This window comes from Hymenobacter radiodurans, from assembly GCF_004355185.1.
Classification (GTDB): domain Bacteria; phylum Bacteroidota; class Bacteroidia; order Cytophagales; family Hymenobacteraceae; genus Hymenobacter; species Hymenobacter radiodurans.
In genome coordinates this window covers 2,690,111-2,714,178 of sequence record NZ_CP037922.1, presented here as the reverse complement: position 1 = coordinate 2,714,178, position 24,068 = coordinate 2,690,111, and the positions used below count along the sequence as shown (strand labels likewise).

Sequence of the window (24,068 nt, the reverse complement as noted above, 5' to 3'; positions counted from 1 at the left end):
ATTGAAAAACTAAGCGTCTTTGCGGACGATGGCAGCACTCATTTCGGCCTCCATTACCACTTTGCCATTCACAAAAGCCTTGCCGCTCATCTTGGCAATGCCCCGCTTAACGGGAGCGAGCAACTGGCATTTGAAGATGATGGTGTCACCAGGAACTACCCGCTTTCGGAAACGGCAGTTCTCGATTCCAAGGAAGTATGTCCAGTAGTTCTCTGGGTCTTTCACTGTGTTCAGCACCAAAATGCCGCCAGTTTGGGCCATAGCCTCAATCTGAATGACGCCGGGCATGACGGGGTTGCCAGGAAAGTGACCCTGGAAAAACTGCTCGTTCATCGTCACGTTTTTCACGCTCGTCACCGTAGTCGTGTCGAGGTGAATGATCTTGTCGATGAGCAGGAAAGGGTAGCGGTGCGGTAGGGTAGCCGATATCTTGTTGATATCCATCACCGGCTCGCGGCCGGGGTCGTAGGTGGGCACCGGAGAGGAGTCCACCTCCATCATTTTCTTCTTGATCTTCTTAGCAAACGCCACATTAGCGGCATGGCCAGGGCGAGCCGCCAGAATCTGCCCTTTCAGCGGCCGACCAACCAAGGCCAAATCACCTACTAGGTCCAGAAGCTTGTGGCGAGCGGGCTCATTTTTGTAGCGCAGATCCACATTATTCAGAATGCCTTCTTTCTTGACCGCCACTTTAGGCTTGCCCAGCATTTCGGCCAAATCATGTAGCTCTTCCTCGCTTACCACGCGGTCCACTACCACAATAGCGTTGCTCAGGTCGCCGCCTTTAATAAGGTTTTGCTTGTATAGCGCCTCTAACTCATGCAAAAAGCAAAAAGTACGCGAGGAAGCTATTTCAGTAGCGAAATGAGTGATGTCGGTGAGCGTGGCGTGCTGAGAGCCTAGCACGGGGGAGTTATAATCCACCATTACCGTTACGCGGTAGTCGTGCAAAGGCAATACAGCTAGCTCTACATGACGGGCGTGGTCTACGTACCGAATGCTCTCCGGAATCTCGAAGTAGTTGCGCAACGCGTTTTGCTCCTCCAAGCCGGCTTCCTGCAAGGGCTTGATGAACTCATACGAGGAGCCATCCATGATGGGCGGCTCGGGGCCATCCAACTGAATCAGTACATTATCAATCTGTAGGCCTACCAGCGCAGCTAGCGTGTGCTCCACGGTATTTACACGCGCACCATTCTGCTCGATAGTAGTACCGCGGGACAGGTCCACCACGTTGTCAACGTCGGCATCCACAATGGGCTTACCGGGCAAATCGATGCGTTGAAACTTATAGCCGTGGTCGACTGGTGCCGGGCAAAAGGTCATGGTGGCCTGTACGCCGGTGTGCAGGCCAATGCCGCTCACAGTAACCGGCGACTTGATAGTATGTTGCTTGTCGTTCATTAGAGGAGCTAGAAGCTGAAAGCTAGAAGCCGGAAGGATGGCATTACCAAAAGCAAGAAGAAAAAGAATTCCGGCCCGGCCACTAGTTGTTTGCTTCTAACTCCTAGTTTTCGAGTTCCGGCTTTCCGAGAGGCAAAGCTAAAGCTTTTCTGTTGCGCTTTTGTTGCCTTCTAGCGCGTCGAGGCGACGCGCAAGCTCGGGCAGATGCCGGAAAATAGCGTTGGCACGCAAACTATCGCGCAGATTGAACGCCGGAGAGCCTTGCAGAAACTGACCTTCCTCCTTTATCGATTTGCCAACTCCCGACTGCGCCGTTACGGTCGTGCGGTTAGCTAGAGTCAGGTGGCCCGCCAGGCCGGCTTGGCCCGCCAGCACACAGTAGTCGCCAATCTTGGTCGAGCCCGAAATACCCGTTTGCGCGGCCACCACCGTGTGGCGTCCAATCTCCACATTGTGGGCTATCTGCACTAGGTTGTCAATTTTGCTGCCTTCCCGGATGATAGTCGAGCCCATGGTAGCGCAGTCGATGGTCGTATTGGCCCCAATGCTGACGTTGTCTTCCAGAACCACATTACCGATTTGCGGAATAGCCCGGTAAGAACCGTCGGGCTGGGGGGCAAATCCGAAGCCATCAGAGCCTAGTACGGCGCCCGCGTGCACGGTACAGCGCGCTCCAATAACGGTATCCGCATAAATTCTGGCCCCAGCGTAAATAATAGTGCCGTCGCCGATGCGGCACCGGTCGCCAATGGTAGCGTGGGGGAAGATGAGCACGTCGCGGCCGATGGTGCAGCCTTCCCCGATGTAGGAAAAAGCCCCCGGAAGTGCCCTTCCCCGATAGTGGAGTTGGCCCCAAAAATGCGGGCTCTTCTACGCCCCGTCGACCTGTGCGCGTGGTCTGCTGATAAAACTCCAGCAAGCGGCTAAAGCACAAATACGGGTCATCGACGCGGATTAGGGCCGCCGTTACTGGTTGCCTCAACGCTTGCTTCTTGCTAACAATAATGGCGGAAGCACCCGTTGTATATAAGTGGGGCTCATATTTGGCATTGGCCAGAAAAGCCAAAGAGCCAGCCTGCGCTTCCTCGATCTTTGCCAGCCGGTCGATGCGTATTGCCGCGTCGCCCTCGACAGTTCCACTTAGTACTTCGGCTATTTGGCCTACAGTAAATTCCATCGGGCAAAAGTAAATAAAATCAATTGGTGAATAGTCGTGGTTAGCGCCAAGAGGAAGAAGCGGCTACTTGTACTGCTCCGAAGCTATTGCCAACCTCATTGCGCTATTTCCTTCGGATAACAGATATAATGCTTCTCCACCCGTTGGCCGAGCGCCCGGATATTAGGCAAATCCGAAGCTTCAGCCACATTTACTACTCGTCCTGACTTGGTTAGGACATCAATCGTATCCTTGCCATCAGCGTCGTAGGCATTGTTGCTGATGCGGCCAGTGAGCATCAGCATGCTCGCCTCGCTGGGGGCAAATTAAAGTGCTCAGCAATCAACTCAACTACACCGGCTTTCATCTCTTCCTCAAACGGTTCAGTCTGCAAAATTATTTTGAACAGGCGCCGGTCGAGCAGGCTGCGCGAAAGGTAGCTCAGCACGCGGTCGGAGTGAGATGCCCACATTTTCACAGCACCCCAGATATCATGGTCATCGAGCTGCACAAAGCGTTGCAGAATCGTATCATCTTTCTCGAAGTCCAGGATTGTCACGGCTCTGGCCAGGAAGAAATGGAGATCGGCACTGGCTGGTACCTCGTGCCCGGTGCGTACCAAGTCGCGGGCCCGCTGCACAATGCGGATAATCATTTGCTCGGCGCTGGTCACCGTTTTGTGCAGATACACCTGCCAGTACATAAGCCGCCGACTTACCAGGAAATTCTCCACCGAATAAATGGCTTTTTCCTCCAACGCTAGGCGCTCATCTACCACGGTCAACATTTTGATAAGACGGTCGGCCCCCGGCCGACCTTCCTGCACGCCGGTATAAAATGAGTCGCGGTTGAGATAATCGAGCCGGTCCATATCCAGCTGACTGCTTACTAGCTGATGAAAGAACGGCCGTGCGTAGCTCCCCTGAAAAATAGCAATGGCTCGATCCAAGGCGCCATTGTGTTCGGCATTGAGGCGCTGCATCAGATAAAGCGACAACTGCTCGTGCGGCACCTCATCAAAAATGGCCGTTTCCAGTGCGTGGGAGAGGGGGCCGTGGCCCACATCGTGCAGCAAAATTGCTGCTAACGCCGCCTGACCTTCGGCCGCCGAAATCTGCACGCCTTTGTCTTTAAGGGTGCGCAGGGCCATACTCATCAAGTGCATCGCCCCAGCGCGTGGTGAAAACGTGTATGCAACGCCCCGGGTAGACGAATCCTGTAAGGCCGAGTTGCTGGATGCGGCGCAGCCGTTGAAAATAAGGGTGTTCTATCAAATCAAATAGCAACTCGGTGGGCACTGTTACAAAGCCATATACCGGGTCGTTGAATATTTTCTTCTTGTTCATTGGCAGTTGCCTTAAGCCAAAGCTTAATGGGTGGGAGCAGTTAGTAAGAAAAGCACTATTGGGGTTAGTGGCTCGTGATAAGTATCAAAAAAAGCCCCCCGGAATTAAGTCCAGCAATCGGTAAACCCAACGACTAGTCTGTGACAGGTGCAACCAGCCAGGGAACCAGAATGATCGTATTATGCCTTATTTAACGGACGAGTTAGGCGCAAAAAATAGAGAAATCTGAATTTTTCGGATCAAAATTGACCGATTGGCAGTAAAGCTACTGACGAAACTCCAGTTGCGGGCGTTAGTAACTGCGGAGCTTTGTGCTCCAGGCCAGTCTATCACGCTGCTGCCCTGCATCTACCATTCAAGAAACGTACCTCTAAGCACCCTTATGCAACGATACAACATCCTTTGGGCCGACGACGAAATTGACCTACTCAAGCCCCATATTCTCTTTCTCAAAGAACGCGGCTATGATGTCACACCCGTAAACAGCGGCGCTGATGCCATTGAGCAAGTCGGGGAGCAGAACTTTGACATTGTCTTTCTCGACGAGAATATGCCCGGTCTTACCGGCCTCGAAACCTTGTCGGAAATTAAGGCGGCGCGCCCTACGGTGCCCGTTATTATGATTACCAAAAGCGAGGAAGAACACATCATGGAGGAGGCAATTGGCTCCAAAATAGCCGATTATCTCATCAAGCCGGTTAATCCTAACCAGATTCTACTCTCTGTAAAGAAAGTGCTTGACAATAAGCGTCTAGTAAGTGAGCGTACCAACACTGGCTATCAGCGCGACTTCCGTCAACTGGGCATGCAGCTCGGTGACCGTCTTTCGCCCCAGGAATGGGCGGATGTGTACAAAAAGCTAGTGTACTGGGAGCTAGAAATTGATGAAACCGAAGGCAAGAGCATGGCCGACGTGTTCAACATGCAGAAGGATGAGGCCAATACCTATTTCTCTAAGTTCATTATGGAGAACTACGAGGAGTGGGTGAATAAGGAAGTAGATGATGCGCCGCTCATGTCGCATGAGCTATTCCAAAAGCGCGTGTTTCCGTTGCTTAAAGACACTGGCGATACGCCCGTTTACTTTGTGCTCATCGATAACCTGCGCTACGACCAGTGGAAGATTCTGGAGCCCATCATTGCCGAAATGTTCACCGTGGACACGGAGGAGATGTATTATAGCATTCTGCCTACCACTACGGCCTATGCCCGTAATGCCATCTTCTCGGGTATGATGCCCGGTGATATTCAGAAGAAGTACCCGAATCTGTGGGTGACCGACGATGACGACGAGGGCAAGAACCTAAACGAGGCCGAGTTTCTGGAAATCATGTTTCAGAAAGCCAATCAGAAGCAGAAATTTAGTTACAATAAGGTAACTAATCTGCAGGCTGGCAAGGACTTACTGGGCAAGATGAGCAACCTGCACAACAATCATAAGCTCAATGTCATCGTCTACAACTTTGTAGATATGCTTTCCCATGCCCGCACCGATATGGCCATGATTCGGGAACTGGCGGGCGACGAGTCTGCTTATCGCTCACTCACCCGCTCGTGGTTTCTGCACTCACCTTTGTATGAAATGCTCCAGCAAATCGCGGATAAGAAAGGTAAGCTCATCATCACCACCGACCACGGCACTATCCGCGTGAAGCGTCCTTTCAAGATTGTAGGCGACCGTAATACCAACACGAATCTGCGCTACAAACACGGCAAAAACTTGGGCTTTACGGAGAAAGACGTATACGTGGTGCGCAAGCCTGAGCGCATTTTCCTGCCCCGCGAAAACGTGAGTACTGCTTATGTATTTACCCTAGGCGATTACTTTTTCGCTTACCCGAACAACTATAATTACTACGTGAACTACTATAAAGACACGTTCCAACACGGAGGTATTTCGCTGGAAGAAGTCATTATTCCATTTGTAACACTTAGCCCAAAAGGCTCTTAATCACTTAGTTCATAAAAAAAGGCAGGCTATACTAGCCTGCCTTTTTTTATGAGTAATAATGAGATGTCTAAAGTTTAGCTGTGCTTATTACAAGCTAATTTTTTAACTCATACAAGATAATGTGCTGATAAAATATTTTATGGCGAAAAGCTTTATTTCCAAACTTGCCTAATTCTTGTTCCACTGATAAAGGAGCAACATAGCCTTTTTTACTATACCAAGCTGGCTGACCTACATATTCTCCTATATCATCTTTGTTATTAGTGTTATATATATACCAAAGCCTTTTTTGCCTTCAAAATTGTTAAAATCAGGTGAGAGATTTCGTAGATAATCGTCCGGATCAGTCGATGTGCTTTTTACGTAGCTCCCCTAACGGCAGTGTATTTCAAGCCATAGGCTTCTTTGTAGTAATCGTAGGCATGGCGCATATTCCAGAAAACATAGACAGCATCACCTTCCTTGAAATGCTCATTGATATATAGAATTCCTTCGCGCTCAGTAGAGTTTGATAGTTTAAGAAAAGTGCTTGGATAAAAAATATGCCGAGTTGAATTTGCCAAGGCGGGGCTTATTAAGAAAAATACAGTTAATAAAGCCCCCAATATTTTAAAGAAAATATTTCTATAAACTTTTCTGCCCCAAAAGCAAGGAATAGAATTAATGATGGCGCTAAGAATAAAATGAATCTATCGAAAATAGGGTAAAATTTAAAAGCTGATGCAAGGAAGGTGATAAGAATAGGTAAGAAAAGAAGAAAGAATTTAAATCTATCTGATCGGAACAGCATAATCATTCCGAATACAAGAAACAGCCCTTCTAACCAGCCTAATTTTAGAATGAATTTAACGCTGGAGCTAGCAATATTTTCGTCAAGGTGCAATAACACGCCAAGAGGGTGGTAGAGCATGTTGTATGACTTCTTAATAAACCAAAGAATATCATCAAAAGAGGTCACTTTCAAGGGCGTGAACCCATCGTAGGCTTTTTCAAAGAAATCGATGAGCCAGCCGGACTGATGGTATTTGCTCAGAAACAGGATGTAAAGCAAGCTAAAGCTGAACAGCCAGAGCGAAAAGGAAATGAGATAAGTAAAGAAGCGTTTCCAGTTGCGCTCAAGAATTGCCTTGAGACTAAGAGCTGAAGCTATGCCAGCAAGCACGAAGATCAGCGAGAAAGAAAACCACAACAAAAGCCCCCAGCAAGCCCCCAGAGCAACAGCGGTTGCAGGCGAGTAGCGTTGTGATATTTAGTATAAAGTAGGAGGCCTAGAACCGTCGCCAAGAGTTCGGCGCTGTACTGCTTTGCTTCGACGGAGTGGTAAATTGTTGCCCATGATAGGGAAAGCAAGCCGACTGCGAGTACCACACCCCAGGACTTTAGATAAAAGCGAGCGACGGGAACAAAGGCGAACAGTGCACTGATACCGCAGCACAAAGAGAAAAGCCGTAGAGCCTTTTCGCCTTTGCCGAAAAGTAGAACGCATAGCTTAACGGTCCAGAGATAGCCAATAGGTGCCTTTTGCTCATAGGCTAAGGGTTGGGTGGCCAATTCCCAAAAATTAAGCTTGACAAGGCTAATGTTCAGATATAACTCGTCGATGAATAATGAACGATTGTAAAAGAAATGGAAGAGGCGAAAGCCTATGCCTATAGCTAATACTAAATACAGGGCAAGGCGCTGGTAGTGAGCCGCCGTAGCGGGGCTGGCAGGCGCAGGCTCACGCACCCCCGAAGCAGGCGTGGCCAATGTGGTAAGTGACATTAGGAGGGCCTAATAAACCAGGGAGGAGTATCTACCGGTTGTTGAGATTATAATGATCCTGTAAAAGCTGGTGTAGCCAGGGAATATCTACGAACATCAAGCCCGTTAGCAGAATACAGAACAATACCACATAGAGCATAAACCACTTGCGGGTATAAAGCTTTTCTGAGCCCTGAACCGGGGAGTCCTCTAGGAGGCCAATACGTAAGTACCAGGAAAACAAGAGCGCGAAGAAGGGGAAGCTAACGAGCAGCTCTACTCTGTTTTTTACCAGAAAAATACCAAGGAAGAACGCTGACGTAAGCGCATAAAAGAACATAGAAATAAGCAGGCTATGCTCGGTATAATACTTAAAGGACTTCCGATAAAGGCCAGCTAGCTCAGGATTATCGATGAGGCGATATTCGGCGAAGCGCTTCGTAGCCATCAGGAATGCGCCCCCCATCCAGTAGGCGACGATAATACTGGTAGCCGGAAGGGCACTAAAGAAGGATAGGGGAGTGAAATCGTGTAACGATAGGGCGGGAGCGACTATAAACCAGCCTAGAACGAATCGGATGGGGTTATTTACTGATTCGGACAAAACGTCCAGATAAACACGCTCTTTCGTACGGATGGGACGGACATTGTACATGATACCCATGAAGAGCAGGAAGGCCGATACCACCATAAATGGAATCGAAATGAGGTATCCGAGGCTCAAGCCCACAACGGCTAGTAGAAACCACTCGGAGTAAACGATAGCTGGATTTACCACCTTGACTACCGAAGTTCTGGCCTTCTTTAAGGGGTGAAACTTGTCAAATTCAGCGTCGAGGTACTCGTTGATAACATAATTGGCCGAGGCAATAAGGCATGTACTTGCTACTCCCATTATTACTTTCAATAACAGGGCAGTAGTGATCTGGGGGGCAAATACTATTACCGCGAAAAGCATTCCCGGTACCATGAAAACGTTTTTCGCCCAGTTATCGGGACGGGCTATAGCTACGTAATCCCTTAGGCCTGCAGGAATTGTGGCTTGGCCTTTTGTAGCGGTGCTCTCTGAAGGCACGGATAGTGTGTTACTCATAACGGTTGTTGCTAGGCAGTAATAGGGACGGTGAGGGTATGTTCGAGCTGTTGATAAAAATTAAATTTATTGAAGGGTTTCTTATCTAGGATGAGGTATGGCATACCAGCTCTTATGGCGCATTCACCATCCATTTCTTGTCTGTCGCCAATAAATAGGCATTGCTCTGGTAATACCTGAAGCTTGTTAGCGATGTAAAGTAGCCCGGTTGGGTCTGGCTTGAGTCGATCTATTTCAGGATCTGTTGAGCTAACGATAAGGTCAGCCTCGAGACCCATCGCGAGCATCTTATCGTGTGCTTTATAATCGGAGTAGATAGCAACCTTAATTCCTTTACTCTTGAGTTTAGCAAAAAAGCTATGCGTTCCAGGATACGTGCATTGTGCCAGGTATGGATTGGGGAAGGTGAACATCCATTGCTCCACTACTTGTCTGACCTTTAACGGTGAGTAGCCTCCTTTCTCAACACACCATTCGTATTGGGCCTTTTCCAAGTTTCCACCGGCATATCCAGCACGCTTCTCGCGCTCAACTCTAAAACGCTGCAGAATCATCAGATCTTTTGCTTGCCAAGGCCTTAAGGCGTAGTGCTTAATCAACGCATAAAACATTCGCTTCCTGAGCCGCGACTGTGTATATAGAGTACCATCGACATCGAAAATAACTACTTTAATAGCACTCCAATCAACTATTGTATACTCCTTCATGTAATTTATATTCAATAATATCATTCAAACATACAATAGCTACGATTGACAATCCAAATTTTTGGCAAATTTTTATAACTTTTTCTTTAGGTGGATTGCAGTTAAGGTTGATAAAACATAAATTTATTGATAATGATATCGATTTATTAAAGTAAGATGCTGATAATAAAATAGTTATATAAGTTTAAGTATCCATCAAATAGCACATAAAAAAGATAGGTCCAACGCAGAATTAGAGGTTATCTCTCTGCATTGGACCGCTAATCAAAAAGTATTGGACTTGATTTTATATAAGGGAATTACTGAGCGCGGCGCTTTTCGTCTTCGGCCCCACTCTGCCGCCTCCGTATAGGGGCAAGCTTATCGTTGCCAAAGCGATAAGTAAACGATAGCGTCACGACCCGTGTATCCTGCCGATTGAAGAAGGTATCCTCAAAGTTGGCGTAGGCATAGGTGGAGCGAACGGGGCTCGTATAAAGGAGGTCGGTTGCGCTCAGCTTCACCGTCGCCTTATTGGCCCAAAGCTGCTTCTGGATGCCGACTCCTATCTGCCCGCGGGCTCGCAGGCGCTCATATCCGTAGCGCTCCGGCGCCAGATATGTGCCACTGAGATCAGCCGTCCAGCCATGGCCAAAGCTAAACGTGCTGTTGCTGCTTACATTCACTGTCACCCAAGTGCGGGGGGCATTGTCTCGGCCACTTTTCCTTCAAAGTGGTTGTAGTACAATAAGAGGTTGTTGTAGACGCTCCACCATTTAGTTGGCTCTAAGGGAACTGTCAAGGTTAGGGCGTAATACTGGAGCGTACGAAGATTGATATCTCGGTTCACGACAAAAAAGCCGCCTTCAACTGCTGGCTGAACCACATTAATGATCGGCAGATCGGTGATGCTATATGTTAGCGCGGCGCTAAACTTCTCCTTGAAAGTATGCGTGAGTTCAATATTATAACTGGTTTCAGGCCGTAAATAGGGGTTGCCGGTGCGGTAAGAGGTGGCATCTACGTAAGATCGGAACGGGTTGAGCTGGTTGTACGTGGGCCGATTGATTCGGCGGCTGAGAGATAGGCTCAACTCGTGCTTGTCTGAAAGCTTGCGCTGGACGCTGGCACTAGGAAAGAGTTGAAAATAGTTGCGGTCGAAGCCTTCGTTGCCTATCGCTTGCTGACCTTCCACATTCGTTTGCTCCCCCGCAAGCCCGCTGAAATTGTAAGATTCGGCAGAGTGCGCGTCAGAGTCACATAACCTGCATTGATGTTTTCTTCATAGCGAAAATGGTTGCTGAAATTCAGATTCGGCGTTCGTATTCCATCTATAATATCCTCGAATACCAAGTTATTATCAGATTCAATCAGGGTGGCTTTAAAGCCTGCTTCCAAGCGAGTAGCACGGCGTAGGTTGCGTGTGTAGTCGGCCTTTACCGACTGAATGGTCAGGTTGCCTGCCTGATCACCATCCAATATGACCGCCGATCGACCGGGCTCGCTGAAGAAGGTAGTCAGTTCCTGATCAGCATAGCGATTAAATCGGTCGTAGTCAATATCAACCGAGAGTGTAGGAGCGCCGCTGGAGTCGGCAAATGAATGCCTGAAATTCAGATTGCTCGTGATGCTCGGGTTATAGGGTCGCCGATTGATGGTGGAGCGGTACGTGGGCAGTGGCTGACTTTGGGCGTCAAACAACAGCGTTCTATTGGTGGCAAAACCTGGAAAGCGGCTATCCAAGCCGCCCACCACTACTCCTACAACTGTGCGTTTGGAGATGGAATAATCGAGCCCACCCCGCCAGGTGTGCGACTGCAAGTGGCTGCGGCCATTGTTGCGTTGGATGCTGCTGCTTTGCAGTACTCCTGCGTCATAGAAGAAACGGTCGAAAGTAAGTTTTTGGAAGTTTTCCCGATCTGCATACGCATACGATCCGAAAGCATTAATTTTCTTTTGCCGATGATTGAGGGTGATCCCTGTGGTGAATTTGCCATACTGGCCGCGGCCATAGGCGGCATTTGCAGTACCATTTGTGCCTTGCCGCTGATCTTTTTTAAGATTGATAGCAATAATACCGGCTCCACCCTGGGCATCGTATTTGGCAGGAGGATTAGTGATCAGTTCGATACTGCTGAGCTGCTCAGCGGGCAACGCACGCAGGTAGTCCGATAGCTCAGAGCCGGTCATGGGCTGGCGCTTTCCATCAATCAAGACCAGCAGGCCCTGCCGGCCGCGTAGCGCCAGGTTATCATTGCTTCCCACTGTTATGCCCGGAGCGCGCGTCAGTACATCCAGCGAAGAACTGCCGGCTGCCAGCGTTGAGCTCTCCACATTCACAATTGTACGGTCGGCCAAGCGCTCATACAGAGGCTTTTGCTTTACAACGGTTACCTCCTTGAGTTGGGTAGCTTCACTGGCTTGCAGGACGATGTCGGCTAAATTTTGCCCCCCGGCAGTCAACTCGAAGGTCGGACTCCAATAACGGGTGAAGCCAACCTGAGTAACGGAAACCAAAAAAGCCCCCCAACTGCCTGCTCCAGCCGGAAAGCCCCCTGGGCATCACTGAACTCTGTTTTGACAGCCACAGAGTCGGCCGCCCGGTGCAGCGTTACGTTGGCGAATTGTATGGGTACGCCTCCAACTGCATTTTGCACCCGACCTGTAACGCTACTCAGGCCAGACCCGGTTTGCGCATGCACCGATTGAGAGGTCAGGAGGAGCAGGATAAGCAAATAACCTAGTCGGCCCGCGGCCGAAGTAGGTAAAGCACTTTGCATAAAGACTATATAAGGGGGAGCAGGGCTAAATTGTGGGTTGGGATAGATGTGGGCTAGAGCGTAGTTAAGAGGGCATCGTGAGCGGCGCTGTTGCGGCGCCGTAGTGGAGCAGACCTTTGCGGTATGCCGGAATGAAGGGCAGCACAAAGGATAGAGTGGCGTAAGCAGGACAATTTTTCACCATTGATTACGCTTTCGCAAGTGCAACCAACAGTGAAAAATTTTGTCAATCTAAGAATTTGCGGGACGATTAAGGAATCGGAGAAACAGGAGAAACGCTGGAAAGTGAACCTATTGCTTCCAAACCGCCCTTTGCTGACTATTTTAATTCTGTGAGAGCCGCCCGCAGTCGGGGTAACGCAGCCTCAATCGACTCCAGCGAAGCGCCACCTACAGAGAGGCGAAACCAAGGCGAAGTGTCGGCGGTGCCAAAAGCACTGAAGGGCACCAAGGCTAATCCCGCTTCAGCAATCAGATAAGAGGTGAGGTCGCGGGTAGTGGCCAGCAACTGTCCCGTCGGCGTGGTCTTGCCGAGCACATCGAGCCGTGCGGTAAGATAAATGGCCCCCGCCGGGGCAATGGCATCAACCGGAAGGCCCGAGGCTTTCAAATCCTGAAATCCTTGGTAGAGCGTATCGAGGCTGCGCTGAATCTTCTGCTTGAATGCCGCCGTAAAAGTGTCAACGGCTGCGGTGTTGGGTAAGTAGTGCGCCGTAGCAACCTGTTCAGCCTTAGGAGCCCACGCACCCACATGGCCCAGAATGGACTTCATCTTGTCGATAACCCCGCTCGGGCCAAAGGCATACCCTACCCGCACGCCCGTAGCGGCGAGGCACTTAGAAATACCATCAATATAGATCACATAGTCGCGAAGCTCCGAACGCAGGTTTACGGGGTCGAAGTGCTGCGCGGTGCCGAAGGTGAGCATCCAATAAATCTGATCATACAGAATATACAGGGGCTTTTCGTTGGGGCCCCGGCGCTTATTTTCGGCTATTACCAAGTCGCAGATGGCTTCCAGATCGGCACGGGCGAACACGGTTCCGGTTGGGTTAAGCGGTGAGCATAGCGCCAGCAGCGTGGCGCCGGGCAGGTGGGGGGCAATTTCGGCGGCCGTTGGCATAAAATCATGAGCCGGGCTGGTTTCCACCATCACCGCCTCTGCACTAACCAAGTGGCAGTAGTGGTTATTATTCCACGAAGGCACCGGAAACACCACTTTGTCGCCGGGGTCCAGCAGCGCCCGATAGGTGGCGTAGATAAGCGGACGCGAGCCACCGGCTACCAGCACATCGGCGGGGGAATAGCTCAGTCCGAGGCGCTGTTGCACAAAATTGGCGGCGGCGATGCGCAGGTTGGCTACGCCATTGGCCGGCGGGTAGTTCGTTTGCCCGTCCGCATAGGCCTGCGTGATCTCGTCGCGCAGCTCTTCCGGAATGGGGAAAATAGCGGGGTCGAAGTCGCCAATGGTCAGGTTGCAGATGGCTGCACCCTTCTTAATCATCTCGCTTACCTCGTTGCCGATTTTTATGATTTCAGAGCCGATCAAGCTACCGGCCATTTTGGATACAGTCATGGGGGGCATTTTTTGGTTAAATATAACAGCCGGTTGGTAGCCGGAAAGTTGAAACCGGTTACCGACAGCGCCGCAACCCGCATCCAAAATTCGCTAAAGCTAACTGTTGGCCCATAGGAATTGTTGAACTTGCGCCCGTTTCAACCCGCCGGTCCGCGTCAGGGCCTCAGCCTAACGTCCGTCTGTTGTATGCCCGACCCGCTTACCCTTTCTCCTCAACCCGCTGCGCAAGTTCGCGGGCACCGAGAGTATCTGCCGCCGCTGCGCACTATCTTATTGCTGGCCCTGGGCCTGCGGGTGCTGGCGGCCTTTTTCTCCAAGGGCTACGCTTTTCACGATGACCATTTCGACGTAATCAGCATCGCACAGGATTGGGTATACGGCCTTACCACTTGGCTGCATCAGCCCCTGCCCCCGCGTCACAGCATGACTTATACGGGGCTGCACTACGGTCTTTTTTGGCTTCTCGACGCAGTCGGCTTTACCAATCCCGACGCCAAAATGACTCTTGTACGCCTCCTGCACGGGGTCTACTCTTTGCTTACAGTGTATCTGGGCTATAAAATCACTGAGCAACTAGCAGGCGAAACCTACGCACGTCGGGCGGGTCTGTTGCTGGCGGTGCTCTGGTTTATGCCTTTTATGAGCGTGCGCAATCTGGTTGAGATGGTGTGCATTCCGCCTTATCTGGGGGCTTTTATGTGCTGGTGCGCTACCGCGACCGGCTACAGGCGCGCCACTTTCTGTTGGCTGGCGCTTTATTTGGCGTATCGTTTCTGTTTCGCTATCACACGGCTTTATTTCTGATGGGCGCCAGCGCAGTGCTGGTGTTTCGGCAGCAGTGGAAAGCGGTTGCGTGGCTCACACTCGGCTTCATCGGCGTGGTTGGACTGGTTCAGGGCACCATCGACGGCGTTCTGTTTGATTATCCCATGCACTCGCTGGTGGCTTATTTCCTTTTCAATTCGAAAGGCGCCTTCCAGTATAGCACGGGGCCCGTTTACCGCTTTGCCCTTACGGTTCTGGGTTTTCTGGTGCCGCCAATCAGCGTCTTTCTGGTGTTTGGCTACGCCCGCACCCGGCGGCTGGCTCCGTTGCTCTTCTGGGGGGAGTGCTGTTTTTTGTCGCCCATTCTTTGTTTCCAAATAAGCAGGAACGGTTTATTCTCCCGCTGTTTCCGCTGCTCATCATTCTGGGCGTAATAGGGTGGGAACGGTATGTGGCCGGCGCTGGTTTCTGGCACCGTCACCCACGATTGCTGGCGAATAGCTGGCGGTTTTTTTGGGTACTGAATGGAATTGTGGCGCTGGCCTTAGCACTAACGTATTCTAAAAAAAGCCGCGTCGAGCCGATGGTGTATCTGTCGCAAAAAAGTGATTTGCGCGGTTTGGTGCTCGATTTTGGGCCCCATGGTACCAAAATGCCCCCCGTGTTTTATTTGGGTCGAATGGGAGCCGAAGCCAGCGCATTCATTCCCGATTCCAGCGGTGTGTGGCGGCGCTACCATCAGCAGCGCCCCTTACCGACTAACTTCGTGATGACCTACGCGCTTAACGACGAGATGCCACTGGAGAAGCTCACCCGCGAGCTGAATACGACGCAACGCCAGCCTAATTACCTGCTATTGGTAGGAGAGAAGGACATCAACCGCCGCCTTGACCGACTGCGCATGCTGTTTCCGCGCCTGAAGCTGGAGCACACCATCACTCCTTCGCCCTACGACCAGGTGTTGCACGCGCTCAACCCACGCGTACACAAAGACGAGCACGTGCAGATTTATCAGATTTTGAAATAAAGAGCTCACGTCCTGCGCTATGGCAATTACCGAAACCGAAATAGCCGTTTCTTCCCTCGCTCACTTGCCGGCCGCCGCCGCGCAGTTGCGAGCAGCCCTCCACGACCACACTATTATCTTATTTGAGGGTGAGATGGGAGCGGGCAAAACCACTCTAATTAAGGCACTTTGCGAAAACCTGGGCGTGCCGGCCGCTGAAGTAAGCAGCCCCACTTTTTCCTTGGTAAACGAATACCGCGACGCCCACGATAAGCCCATCTATCACTTCGACTTTTACAGGCTCGACAATTCAGCCGAAGCTTTAGCCATGGGTGCGCTTGAGTACTTCGATTCTGGCTATCTTTGCCTGATAGAATGGCCAAGCCGAGTAGCCGACCTTTTGCCCTTGCGTCATCTACTCGTCACGCTCACGGTCACCGGCGAAGAAGCACGCGTTCTTCAATTAAAAACGATGAGTTAAAAAGCAGAATTGAAGCAAAATCCAATCTGTTTTTAAGTCAGTTCTATTCAATCAGTCCGCCTTACTTCATCGTCTTTCGGTAAACATTTTTACTTGCCATAATGCAGGAAGCAGTACCCCCAGGATTCGAGTCGCTGGCTACGAGCCGTGCCTATTTCACGCAGGAATCGATGCTGGCGGTGGAAACGCGGCGCCGCAAGCTCTTTATTGGCTTGCCTCGCGAGTCGTCGTTACAGGAAAATCGCCTGGGCCTGACTCCTGAGGCCGTGAAGCACCTTATCAATGAAGGCCACGAAATCGTGCTCGAAAGCGGGGCCGGCGAGCCCAGCAAATACTCCGACCATGAATTCTCGGAGGCGGGTGCTACCATCGCCTACTCTCAAAAGGAGGTGTATGAGGCCGACATTATCCTGAAAGTAGCTCCGCCCACCACCGATGAGATTAACCTGATGAGGGCCGGCCAAACCTTGATTTCGGCCCTGCAATTTGGCTCGCTCACCGGCGATTACGTCACTTCCCTCACCCGCAAAAAGATTAATGCTATTGCGTTTGAGCTCATAAAAGACCCATCGGGTGCTAGGCCGGTAGTGCGTGCCATGAGCGAAATTGCCGGTTCTACCGTCATGCTCATCGCCGCGGAATACCTGGCTCGCTCCAACGAAGGCAAAGGCATTATTCTGGGGGCATTACCGGCGTGCCGCCGTCACAGGTAGTCATTTTGGGCGCGGGTACCGTAGCTGAGTATGCCGCGCGCGCCGCGACTGGCCTGGGCGCGGAAGTGAAGGTGTTCGATAACCACATCTACAAGCTGCGCCGCCTAAAGCAAAACTTGGGTACTCAGCTGTATACCAGTACGTTGGATACTTACGTGTTGAACCAGCAAATTCGCCGCGCCGATGTGGTGATTGGCGCTCTAAATGTTGAAGAGGGCCGCATTCCGTTTATGGTGCCCGAAAGCGTCGTGGCTACCATGGCGCCAGGCTCCGTTATTATTGATGTCAGTATCGACCAAGGCGGCTGCTTCGAGACTTCGGAAATGACCAGCCACAGCAAGCCGGTTTTTCGCAAATACGACGTCGTGCATTATTGCGTACCGAATGTGGCCTCCCGCGTGCCGCGTACCGCTACGGGCGCATTGAGCAACATTTTTACGCCCATCCTCCAGGAAATCAGCCAGCATGGTGGCGTGAATGAAGTATTGTTCGCCAATGAGCATTTCCGTGCGGGTGTCTACATCTATAAAGGCTCCCTGACTAACTCGGCCATCGCGAAGAAATTCAATATGCGCTATAAAGAGCTTGGGTTGATGATTGCGGTGCGTAACTAAGAGTACGAATTTCGCTTGCATAAAAGGCCATTTCTAACACGATATGGCCTTTTTTGTGTCTATACTAGTGTTCTATTTATCAGAAAAAGTAGGTGCCTTGAGCACAAAATCGCTCAGATTTATTAATTGCATACATCATCGCTATACAGTTCCCTCCAATGGAATCTACTGAAGCAGAACTCATTGCCCGTCCTGTGCTTGAGTTTACGCCCATCCAGGTAACCGACGCCATGAATCGCTCTTTTGAAGAGTATATGGTGCCCATGGTATTCACACCGGCTAGCTTCGAGCGGCGTTTTCGGGGCGAGCATCTAGATGCCGAAGCCAGCAAGCTGTGGTTTCAGGGCGAAGAGTTAGTCGGAGTGGTATTTATTGCCCGGCGTGGCTGGACGAGCCGCGTGGCGGCCATGGGCCTGGTGCGGGAAGCCCGGGGCAAACACTACGGCCGGCAGATGCTGCAAGCAGCAATTGAGGAAGCTACCGCCCGCGGCGACCGTTCAATGCTGCTGGAAGTATTCGCGGCCAACGAGCCGGCACGCCGCCTCTATGAGCGGCTAGGGTTCCGCAATGAGCGCGAGTTATTCAGCTTTCGGTATGTACCCAATCCAAAAAGCCCCCAGCGGATAGCCGAGAACTACAGGAAATAGATCCCGCAGAAGTAGCCCGACTTGTACTGCTGGAAGGTGAGCCGAATATCTCATGGATGTACGCGCCTGCGACGCTGATGGGAGTCGCTGCGCCTTCTCGGGCGTTTCATCTGGATGAAAAAGGGTATGTGATGCTGCGCCAGGATGCTGATCGTACACTATTGCAGACCGTGCTGGTACGGCCTGAGTATCGGCGGCAAGGGCGAGCGCGTGAACTGTTGCATGCCGTAGAAGCTGCTTTTCCAGAAAAACCGCTGGTGATTTCAATGCTGGCTAGCGGGCCGTTGTACTCGCTTCTGGAAGCAATGCAGTGGGAGCTAATGCCACTGCCATTGTTTGAGATGGTTCGGCCACTATAGATACCTGATTCTATGCTGATTGAGCAATAAGCAACGTTTTCCACGCGTCCACTAGTCGGCCTTCTTCAAGTAATTTTTTCCCCAGCAGCTCCAATTGCTGACGCTGCTCCTGGGGGGCTTTTTCGTATTTGCTGAGCGTGTAAGCTACCAACGGGTCGTGGCGGAAGGCTTCGATTTCCGCCGCCGTAGGCAGCGAAGTGGCTTCTATATTGCCCAAACGGCCCAAATTGTTGCCGGTTAGCAGGTTGCTGTTGCGGATATTCTCCGGCAACTGGTCAATGCCGATGCCCATGTTGCGGTTGGGCTTGGGCACTTCAAACAAGCTGCTGCCCGCGGCGCGGCAGTACCAGTCGCCGCCGAGGCGGGCAATGGCGTCGAGCTTAAACGGGTCGATGCCGCTGCCGCTTGGGAGCAGGATATCCTCCCGGAGATGCGCCAGCACCACTCGACAAACGACTAGGTTGCCGGCGCCGTTGTTTTGTCCTAGCTCAATCACCTGCTCTACCACGCACTCGAAAGCTGCCGGCGCTTCGGCCACGCGCGGCGGCTTCACTTTCTGGCTCGGCACCTGCGTAAAACCGGCTTTTACGAATTCATTCACGCCCTTTTCATACTCCGTGCTGGCCAGCGACATCTGCTCGACCATGGCGTAGTCGCAAATATGAATCACGACCTCGGCCACCTCGCGCACGTTTTGCAGAGTATGCTTCTGCGAGTTGTCGCGCACCCGATTGGCTGGAGAGAACACCAGGATGGGCGGGTTGGAGCCGAAGCAGTTGAAAAAGCTGTAGGGGCTTAAGTTCACGTTTCCTTCCGCATCCACGGTGCTGGCAAAAGCGACAGGGCGTGGGGCCACGGCCCCCACCAAAAACGGGTGCAGCTCGCTGGGCTTAATGGTAGCTGGGTCGATAGTGCGAAAGGAGGGAAGCGACATTAGAATTGGGGAATGCGTGAGGTGCTGTGTTTGTACTTTCAAGCCGCGAAGATGATCTATCGCCCGTGCTATGCAAAATCAACAACTGAGTAAGAAGCTGAGTTACGTGCTTCGGCATAAGCCGGAAGAATTCGGATTACAACTCGATGCCCAAGGTTGGCTAGACGTAGCCGAACTGCTTCGTGCGCTACACGCCCGTGGACATGAAGCAACACTAGAACAACTCCACAACGTGGTAGCTACCAATGATAAGCAACGGTTCAGCTTATCCACCGATGGTACGAAGATACGGGCCAATCAAGGGCATTCCGTGGCTGTAGATTTGGCGCTAGCCGCCGTGGCCCCACCCGAGCTACTTTACCACGGCACCGCCACGCGGTTTCTGGATTCTATTCGAAAAGACGGACTGCGGAGCGGCAGCCGTCAGCACGTGCATCTGTCCGCGGATGCTGAAACGGCTGAATCGGTCGGGCGCCGGCATGGTAAGCCGGTGGTGCTCATCGTGCAGGCGGGCCAGTTGCACCGGGCTGGGGGCTTTTTTACCTTTCGGCGAATGGGGTTTGGCTCACGGAAGCGGTACCGCCTCCATTTCTGGAGTTGGAAGAATAGTGATGCCACTGATCAAGCCTAAAACGAGTAAATCGGACAATGAATATTAGGCATGAAAAAGGCTGATAGGCGACGAAGTGTAGATACTTTTACTGTCGAGTCTCCTTTCAACTTATCCTCTATGTTTGGAATAAACCACATTCAATTCGATTCGATGACCTATGCCATTCATTACAAGAATGGTCGCATAGCTAGGGAGGGTCGGGGCTTATCCTTTTATTATTTTGCCCCGAATAGCTCTGTCGTAGCTATTCCGATGGGTAGCAATGACTTGCCCTTTATTTTCAACGAGACTACCCACGATTACCAGACGGTTTCTATCCAGGGGCAAATCACATATAAAACGGGCAGCCCAAAACAGCTAGCCGAAGTACTCGACTTCACCGTGGATAGCCGAGGCGTGTACAAGAAGAACGACCTAGAAAAGCTGCACCAGCGCATCATCAATGAGGCTCAGACCGCGACGGCCACGTTTGTGCACAGCTTAGGCCTGAAAGATGCCATGCGTGCGGCCAAGGCCATTGAGGTAAACATACTGGAAGGACTGGCAGCTTCTAAAGCTATTCTGCTGCTAGGAATAGAAGTGCTGAGCATTAACATCTTGGCGGTGAAGGCAACCCCAGAAATGGGGCGGGCACTGGAAACAGAAACTCGCGAAAAGCTCCAGCAGGAAGCCGATCAGGCGATTTTTGAGCGGCGCAACTTTGCCGTAGAACAAGAGCGCAAAATCCGGGAAAGTGAGCTGAATACCGAAATAGCAGTAGAGGAGAAGAACAAGCAGATTGCCGAAAAGAAGATTGAAGGCGAAATGCAGAAGGCCGAAAGCAACCGCAAGTTGCGCGAAATGAAAGTGCAGGCTGATATTTCAGTTGAAGAGCAACGTAAGCTGCTCATCGCGCAAAATGCGGAAAACCAGCGCAAGGAGGCCGAAACCCGCGGCTACGTGCTCGAAACCACCCTGCGCCCCTACAAAGAGATGGATTGGAAGCTGCTGGTAGCCCTGAGCAACAATCCCGACCCGAAGTTCAACATTGCCCTGGCCTTCCGCGAATTGGCCGAGAATGCCGGCAAAATCGGCAATCTGAATATCTCGCCGGACTTGTTGGATTCCATCCTGACCGACAAACCCGAAGGCCGGCGATGAGCTTTGATTACGCTATTCTGGTTAGAAACAAAACGCGTCTGGAACTGCTCATTGAGCGGTTCAATACCAAGGCTCAGGCTAAATTCTATATCGCGAGCCTTGGGGGGCAATTTGAGGAATACGAGAGTGAAAATGACCGTTTTCAGGAGTCGTTTGCGCTGGTGCAGCGTCAGTTGTCGTCGGTTATCAAGAATAAGATTGTCGAGCGTACCTACCTACCTTCCTTTCTTTTTAATAAGAAGCAAGTGGTAGTGGTGGTCGGCCAAGATGGGCTAGTAGCTAATACCGCCAAATACGTCGACGGCATCCCCATCATCGCCATAAACCCTGATCAGGAGCGTTACGACGGTGTGTTGCTGCCCTTTACTCCCCAGGATTTTATGCCCGCCGTGGAGCGAGTAATGTCCAGCCAGTTTCGGGTGCGGGAAGCATCGCTGGCGGAGGCGCGCCTAAACGATGGGCAACGACTGCTGGCATTCAACGACTTATTTATCGGGGCTGCCTCGCATGTGTCAGCACGCTACCGCATAGCTTACCAAGGAGCAGAAGAAAATCATTCCTCCTCAGGCATAATTGTGTCAACTAAATCGGGCTCCACGGGTTGGCTTAGCTCGATTTTCAATATGACCACCGGCATGACGCGCTTTGTGGATTCTGATCAAAAACGCTCGTCGCCGCCAGCCTTAGGTGATAAGGAACTGCTATTTGTGGTGCGAGAGGCATTTCAAAGTAAGCGGACTCAATCGAGCCTCGTAGCTGGGATTCTTCATGAGGCAGCTCCGCTAATGGTTGAATCCTTCATGCCCACCAATGGCGTTATCTTCTCCGACGGCGTGGAAAGCGACTTTTTGCAGTTCAATGCCGGGGCCATTGCCACCATTGGTGTAGCACCCGAGAAGGCTCGATTGGTTCTGAAAGGGTAGAGATTTTGGTTGGTAAATACCACAATCAATCTTCGGAATGCCATTGTTTGGTTTTGCTATTATAGGTAACTTGAACAAGAGCACCTGAATAATATCCTAGCCAGAAATTGTGATTTAGAGGAGGGTTTGCTGCTGAAATGGTGTAGGTAAAAGGTCGAGTGTATAATAATCCTTGAGCTGTAGAGGGAATCTTATCTAAATGCCGCGGCACCAGCTGTGCCAGCGAATTGGGGTAGCACCCATACTGTTTTTGGTAGGCATATACCTGATGAATGATTGTGTCAGCCCTTCGCTTAGTTATGGTGTTCTGCCACCTGTAAATAGGCAGCATCAAAGGAAGGCTGAGCAAAAAAGCTACGAGAGCTGGGCCTAAATAATGGCGCCACATGCGCGCCACTTCGCCAGACCCAAATCCCCAGAGGATAACGTAGATTAATAAGAGTCCTGCTGATATAGGCACTTGAAGTATGAACAGCAGTGGCTCGCTAATCTCGGTGTGCAAGTAAAGAAGGACTGCTAGAAATAAGCCGGTTGTCCGCAATGCGGAGCGGCTAATAGATAACTTCACAACGAATAAAGTTTAGCTAATACCTGCGCAGTTTATGCATTTACGATTGTCTTTGCTCACTTATTTATTGTTGAGCACATTGTACGCCAGTGGCTTCGATACCGCCGACTCCGTACGCCTGCGCCAGCACCTGACATACTTAACGGCTACACCCCAACCGCGCAATTATCAGCAGGTAGCGGTGCTCGATACCGTGGCCGCTTATATCAACCAACAGTTGCACAGTGCCGGGGCTCGCCTCAGCGACCAGCCCTATGAAGTCGGGGGGCAAATTTACCGCAACGTCATCGGCTCCTTTGGCCCTGTTGATGGCCCGCGCGTGATTGTGGGTGCCCACTACGATGTGTTCGGCGACCAGCCCGGCGCCGACGACAACGGCTCCGGCGTAGCTGCGCTATTGGAGCTGGCGCGCCTGTTGGGTCAGCAGCCGCAGCTTTCCTATCGCGTTGATTTGGTAGCGTATACCCTGGAGGAGCCGCCCTTTTTCCGCACCAAAAACATGGGTAGCTATGTCCACGCCAAATCACTGCACGATCTGGGTGTGACCGTACGCGGGATGGTGGCACTGGAAACCCTTGGCTACTACGACGACCGCAAAGGCTCCCAAGATTACCCTGTCGGCCTGTTGAGGCTTATCTATGGCACCCGCGGCAATTACCTCACCGTAGCCCAGAAATTCGGAAATGGAAGCTTTGGGCGGCAGTTTGCGCGGCGATGTCGCCAGGAAGCCGCTTTGCCTGTCAAGCGGTTTAAAGCTCCGGCTTGGCTACCCGGCATCGATTTTTCTGACCACCTCAACTACTGGCAGTTTGGCTACTCTGCCGTGCTGGTCACTGACACCGCGTTCTACCGGAATAAGCATTACCACGAGCCTACCGATACTCTGGACCGTCTCGATCTTCGTCGCCTGAGCTTGGCCGTAGATGCCGTGTTGGCGGCGCTGCTTAAGGCGTGAGTACTACCCTGCTTCATGATGCTTTGCTGGTTATGAGTCGGTTGCGAGCAGATTTCGGATATGCCGGAATAGGTCTGTTTTTATATAATTAGCTAATCTGCTATATCTTTACTAAATAGGTATAGCTCAAAAGCTTTACACTCGAAAATTGCCCCCCATGACTAAGCCTTCCTGTCCCAAGTGCGATACCACCGAAGCAACAAAAAGTGGCGTTGTAGGTGGCAGACAGCGTTATAAGTGCAAGAACTGTGGCTACCATTTTTCGGTGGCTAAGGTGGGCCGAGAAATCAATTCGTACTACGTTATAAAAGCGCTTCAACTGTACGTGGAGGGCGTCAGCTACCGTGAGATAGAGCGCCTGCTGGGTGTAAGCCACGTGAGCGTGATGAACTGGGTGAAAAAATACGGTGTAAAAGCCCCCGCCAGACCGATTATCACCCGACGTATAAAATATTGAATCAGAAGGAGCTGGCAGAGTTTTTTCAGGATCCGCAGCAGCTGAAAGGAGCGGGGCTAGTGGTTACGGAACTGGGTGATAAGTATATGATGATCCGCTGGGAGCGGTTCAAAAGCGTATAAAGCTATAGTAGTTAGCGGAAGTATAGCAAGGGT

23 protein-coding genes and 4 pseudogenes are annotated in these 24,068 nt (G+C 51.3%); 13 read left to right on the top strand and 14 right to left on the bottom strand.

Annotated elements, in window-relative coordinates:
* Positions 1–9: 9 nt before the first annotated feature.
* From EPD59_RS12640 to EPD59_RS12630, 4 genes and pseudogenes are all read right to left on the bottom strand, one after another.
* Positions 10–1,404: a bifunctional UDP-3-O-[3-hydroxymyristoyl] N-acetylglucosamine deacetylase/3-hydroxyacyl-ACP dehydratase gene (locus tag EPD59_RS12640; RefSeq protein ID WP_133273096.1), complete on the bottom strand. Its 1,395-nt coding sequence runs from the start codon at positions 1,402–1,404 to the stop codon at positions 10–12.
* Positions 1,405–1,542: 138 nt separating this feature from the next.
* Positions 1,543–2,178 carry a UDP-3-O-(3-hydroxymyristoyl)glucosamine N-acyltransferase gene (gene lpxD, locus EPD59_RS23750; protein ID WP_317128367.1) on the bottom strand — a complete coding sequence of 212 codons (636 nt, stop codon included), beginning with the start codon at positions 2,176–2,178 and terminating at the stop codon, positions 1,543–1,545.
* Positions 2,179–2,374: 196 nt separating this feature from the next.
* Positions 2,375–2,581, bottom strand: a pseudogene (locus EPD59_RS23745) (LpxD N-terminal domain-containing protein); the annotation flags it as partial.
* A gap of 95 nt (positions 2,582–2,676) precedes the next feature.
* A pseudogene (locus EPD59_RS12630) lies at positions 2,677–3,906 on the bottom strand (HD domain-containing protein).
* Between the two features lie 382 nt (positions 3,907–4,288).
* On the opposite strand from EPD59_RS12630, the gene porX reads away from it, so the two are divergent.
* A complete protein-coding gene (gene porX / locus EPD59_RS12625; protein WP_133273095.1) occupies positions 4,289–5,857 on the top strand; it encodes a T9SS response regulator signal transducer PorX in 1,569 nt (522 codons plus the stop codon).
* 589 nt (positions 5,858–6,446) lie between these two features.
* On the opposite strand, the gene EPD59_RS12620 is transcribed toward porX, so the two are convergent.
* The 8 genes and pseudogenes from EPD59_RS12620 to EPD59_RS12580 all read right to left on the bottom strand — a co-directional run bounded on the left by EPD59_RS12620 (position 6,447) and on the right by EPD59_RS12580 (position 13,735).
* Positions 6,447–7,019: a hypothetical protein gene (locus tag EPD59_RS12620; protein ID WP_133273094.1), complete on the bottom strand. Its 573-nt coding sequence runs from the start codon at positions 7,017–7,019 to the stop codon at positions 6,447–6,449.
* Between the two features lie 5 nt (positions 7,020–7,024).
* Positions 7,025–7,606: a glycosyltransferase family 39 protein gene (locus EPD59_RS12615; RefSeq protein ID WP_165963580.1), complete on the bottom strand. Its 582-nt coding sequence runs from the start codon at positions 7,604–7,606 to the stop codon at positions 7,025–7,027.
* Positions 7,607–7,652: 46 nt separating this feature from the next.
* Positions 7,653–8,558: a UbiA family prenyltransferase gene (locus EPD59_RS12610; RefSeq protein WP_240731391.1), complete on the bottom strand. Its 906-nt coding sequence runs from the start codon at positions 8,556–8,558 to the stop codon at positions 7,653–7,655.
* A gap of 146 nt (positions 8,559–8,704) precedes the next feature.
* Complete coding sequence (locus tag EPD59_RS12605) at positions 8,705–9,400, bottom strand: HAD family hydrolase (protein ID WP_165963579.1); 696 nt, start codon at positions 9,398–9,400, stop codon at positions 8,705–8,707.
* A gap of 299 nt (positions 9,401–9,699) precedes the next feature.
* Positions 9,700–10,065, bottom strand: coding sequence for an outer membrane beta-barrel protein (locus EPD59_RS23270; RefSeq protein ID WP_165963578.1), 366 nt, complete (start codon positions 10,063–10,065; stop codon positions 9,700–9,702).
* Positions 10,066–10,067: 2 nt separating this feature from the next.
* Positions 10,068–11,713, bottom strand: a pseudogene (locus EPD59_RS22600) (TonB-dependent receptor domain-containing protein).
* Between the two features lie 125 nt (positions 11,714–11,838).
* Positions 11,839–12,159 carry a hypothetical protein gene (locus EPD59_RS12585; RefSeq protein ID WP_133273087.1) on the bottom strand — a complete coding sequence of 107 codons (321 nt, stop codon included), beginning with the start codon at positions 12,157–12,159 and terminating at the stop codon, positions 11,839–11,841.
* A gap of 319 nt (positions 12,160–12,478) precedes the next feature.
* Positions 12,479–13,735, bottom strand: coding sequence for a pyridoxal phosphate-dependent aminotransferase (locus EPD59_RS12580; RefSeq protein WP_133273086.1), 1,257 nt, complete (start codon positions 13,733–13,735; stop codon positions 12,479–12,481).
* 189 nt (positions 13,736–13,924) lie between these two features.
* Here EPD59_RS12580 and EPD59_RS22595 point away from each other — a divergent pair, with 189 nt between their 5' ends.
* From EPD59_RS22595 to EPD59_RS12555, 7 genes and pseudogenes are all read left to right on the top strand, one after another.
* Positions 13,925–14,542: a glycosyltransferase family protein gene (locus EPD59_RS22595; protein ID WP_240731390.1), complete on the top strand. Its 618-nt coding sequence runs from the start codon at positions 13,925–13,927 to the stop codon at positions 14,540–14,542.
* Positions 14,482–14,937, top strand: coding sequence for a hypothetical protein (locus EPD59_RS22590; RefSeq protein WP_240731389.1), 456 nt, complete (start codon positions 14,482–14,484; stop codon positions 14,935–14,937). The genes EPD59_RS22595 and EPD59_RS22590 overlap by 61 nt, the downstream gene beginning before the upstream one ends.
* Positions 14,871–15,530 carry a hypothetical protein gene (locus EPD59_RS22585; RefSeq protein WP_240731388.1) on the top strand — a complete coding sequence of 220 codons (660 nt, stop codon included), beginning with the start codon at positions 14,871–14,873 and terminating at the stop codon, positions 15,528–15,530. The genes EPD59_RS22590 and EPD59_RS22585 overlap by 67 nt, the downstream gene beginning before the upstream one ends.
* Positions 15,531–15,549: 19 nt before the next feature.
* Positions 15,550–15,990 carry a tRNA (adenosine(37)-N6)-threonylcarbamoyltransferase complex ATPase subunit type 1 TsaE gene (gene tsaE / locus EPD59_RS12570; protein ID WP_133273085.1) on the top strand — a complete coding sequence of 147 codons (441 nt, stop codon included), beginning with the start codon at positions 15,550–15,552 and terminating at the stop codon, positions 15,988–15,990.
* 101 nt (positions 15,991–16,091) lie between these two features.
* Positions 16,092–17,317 (top strand): annotated as a pseudogene (locus EPD59_RS12565) (alanine dehydrogenase).
* A gap of 158 nt (positions 17,318–17,475) precedes the next feature.
* Positions 17,476–17,964 (top strand): GNAT family N-acetyltransferase, encoded by a 489-nt coding sequence (locus tag EPD59_RS12560; RefSeq protein WP_133273084.1) that lies wholly within the window; start codon positions 17,476–17,478, stop codon positions 17,962–17,964.
* A gap of 56 nt (positions 17,965–18,020) precedes the next feature.
* Positions 18,021–18,323, top strand: a complete 303-nt coding sequence (locus EPD59_RS12555) for a GNAT family N-acetyltransferase (protein WP_133273083.1) — start codon at positions 18,021–18,023, stop codon at positions 18,321–18,323.
* 10 nt (positions 18,324–18,333) lie between these two features.
* On the opposite strand, the gene EPD59_RS12550 is transcribed toward EPD59_RS12555, so the two are convergent.
* On the bottom strand, positions 18,334–19,257 hold the full coding sequence (locus tag EPD59_RS12550; protein ID WP_133273082.1) for a flavin reductase family protein: 924 nt from the start codon (positions 19,255–19,257) through the stop codon (positions 18,334–18,336).
* Between the two features lie 70 nt (positions 19,258–19,327).
* Between EPD59_RS12550 and EPD59_RS12545 the strand changes: the two genes are divergently transcribed.
* From EPD59_RS12545 to EPD59_RS12535, 3 genes are all read left to right on the top strand, one after another.
* On the top strand, positions 19,328–19,888 hold the full coding sequence (locus tag EPD59_RS12545) for an RNA 2'-phosphotransferase (protein WP_240731387.1): 561 nt from the start codon (positions 19,328–19,330) through the stop codon (positions 19,886–19,888).
* Positions 19,889–19,987: 99 nt separating this feature from the next.
* Positions 19,988–21,010, top strand: a complete 1,023-nt coding sequence (locus tag EPD59_RS12540; protein ID WP_133273081.1) for an SPFH domain-containing protein — start codon at positions 19,988–19,990, stop codon at positions 21,008–21,010.
* Positions 21,007–21,933 (top strand): NAD(+)/NADH kinase, encoded by a 927-nt coding sequence (locus EPD59_RS12535; RefSeq protein WP_133273080.1) that lies wholly within the window; start codon positions 21,007–21,009, stop codon positions 21,931–21,933. The genes EPD59_RS12540 and EPD59_RS12535 overlap by 4 nt, the downstream gene beginning before the upstream one ends.
* Positions 21,934–21,958: 25 nt before the next feature.
* Here EPD59_RS12535 and EPD59_RS12530 read toward each other — a convergent pair whose 3' ends face one another.
* Positions 21,959–22,501 carry a hypothetical protein gene (locus EPD59_RS12530; protein WP_133273079.1) on the bottom strand — a complete coding sequence of 181 codons (543 nt, stop codon included), beginning with the start codon at positions 22,499–22,501 and terminating at the stop codon, positions 21,959–21,961.
* A 34-nt stretch (positions 22,502–22,535) separates the two neighbouring features.
* Here EPD59_RS12530 and EPD59_RS12525 point away from each other — a divergent pair, with 34 nt between their 5' ends.
* The gene (locus tag EPD59_RS12525) at positions 22,536–23,456 is read left to right on the top strand and encodes a M28 family peptidase (protein ID WP_133273078.1); all 921 of its coding nucleotides are present in this window, start codon (positions 22,536–22,538) and stop codon (positions 23,454–23,456) included.
* A 157-nt stretch (positions 23,457–23,613) separates the two neighbouring features.
* A complete protein-coding gene (locus tag EPD59_RS12520; protein ID WP_133273077.1) occupies positions 23,614–23,913 on the top strand; it encodes an IS1/IS1595 family N-terminal zinc-binding domain-containing protein in 300 nt (99 codons plus the stop codon).
* Positions 23,914–24,068 lie beyond the last annotated feature (155 nt).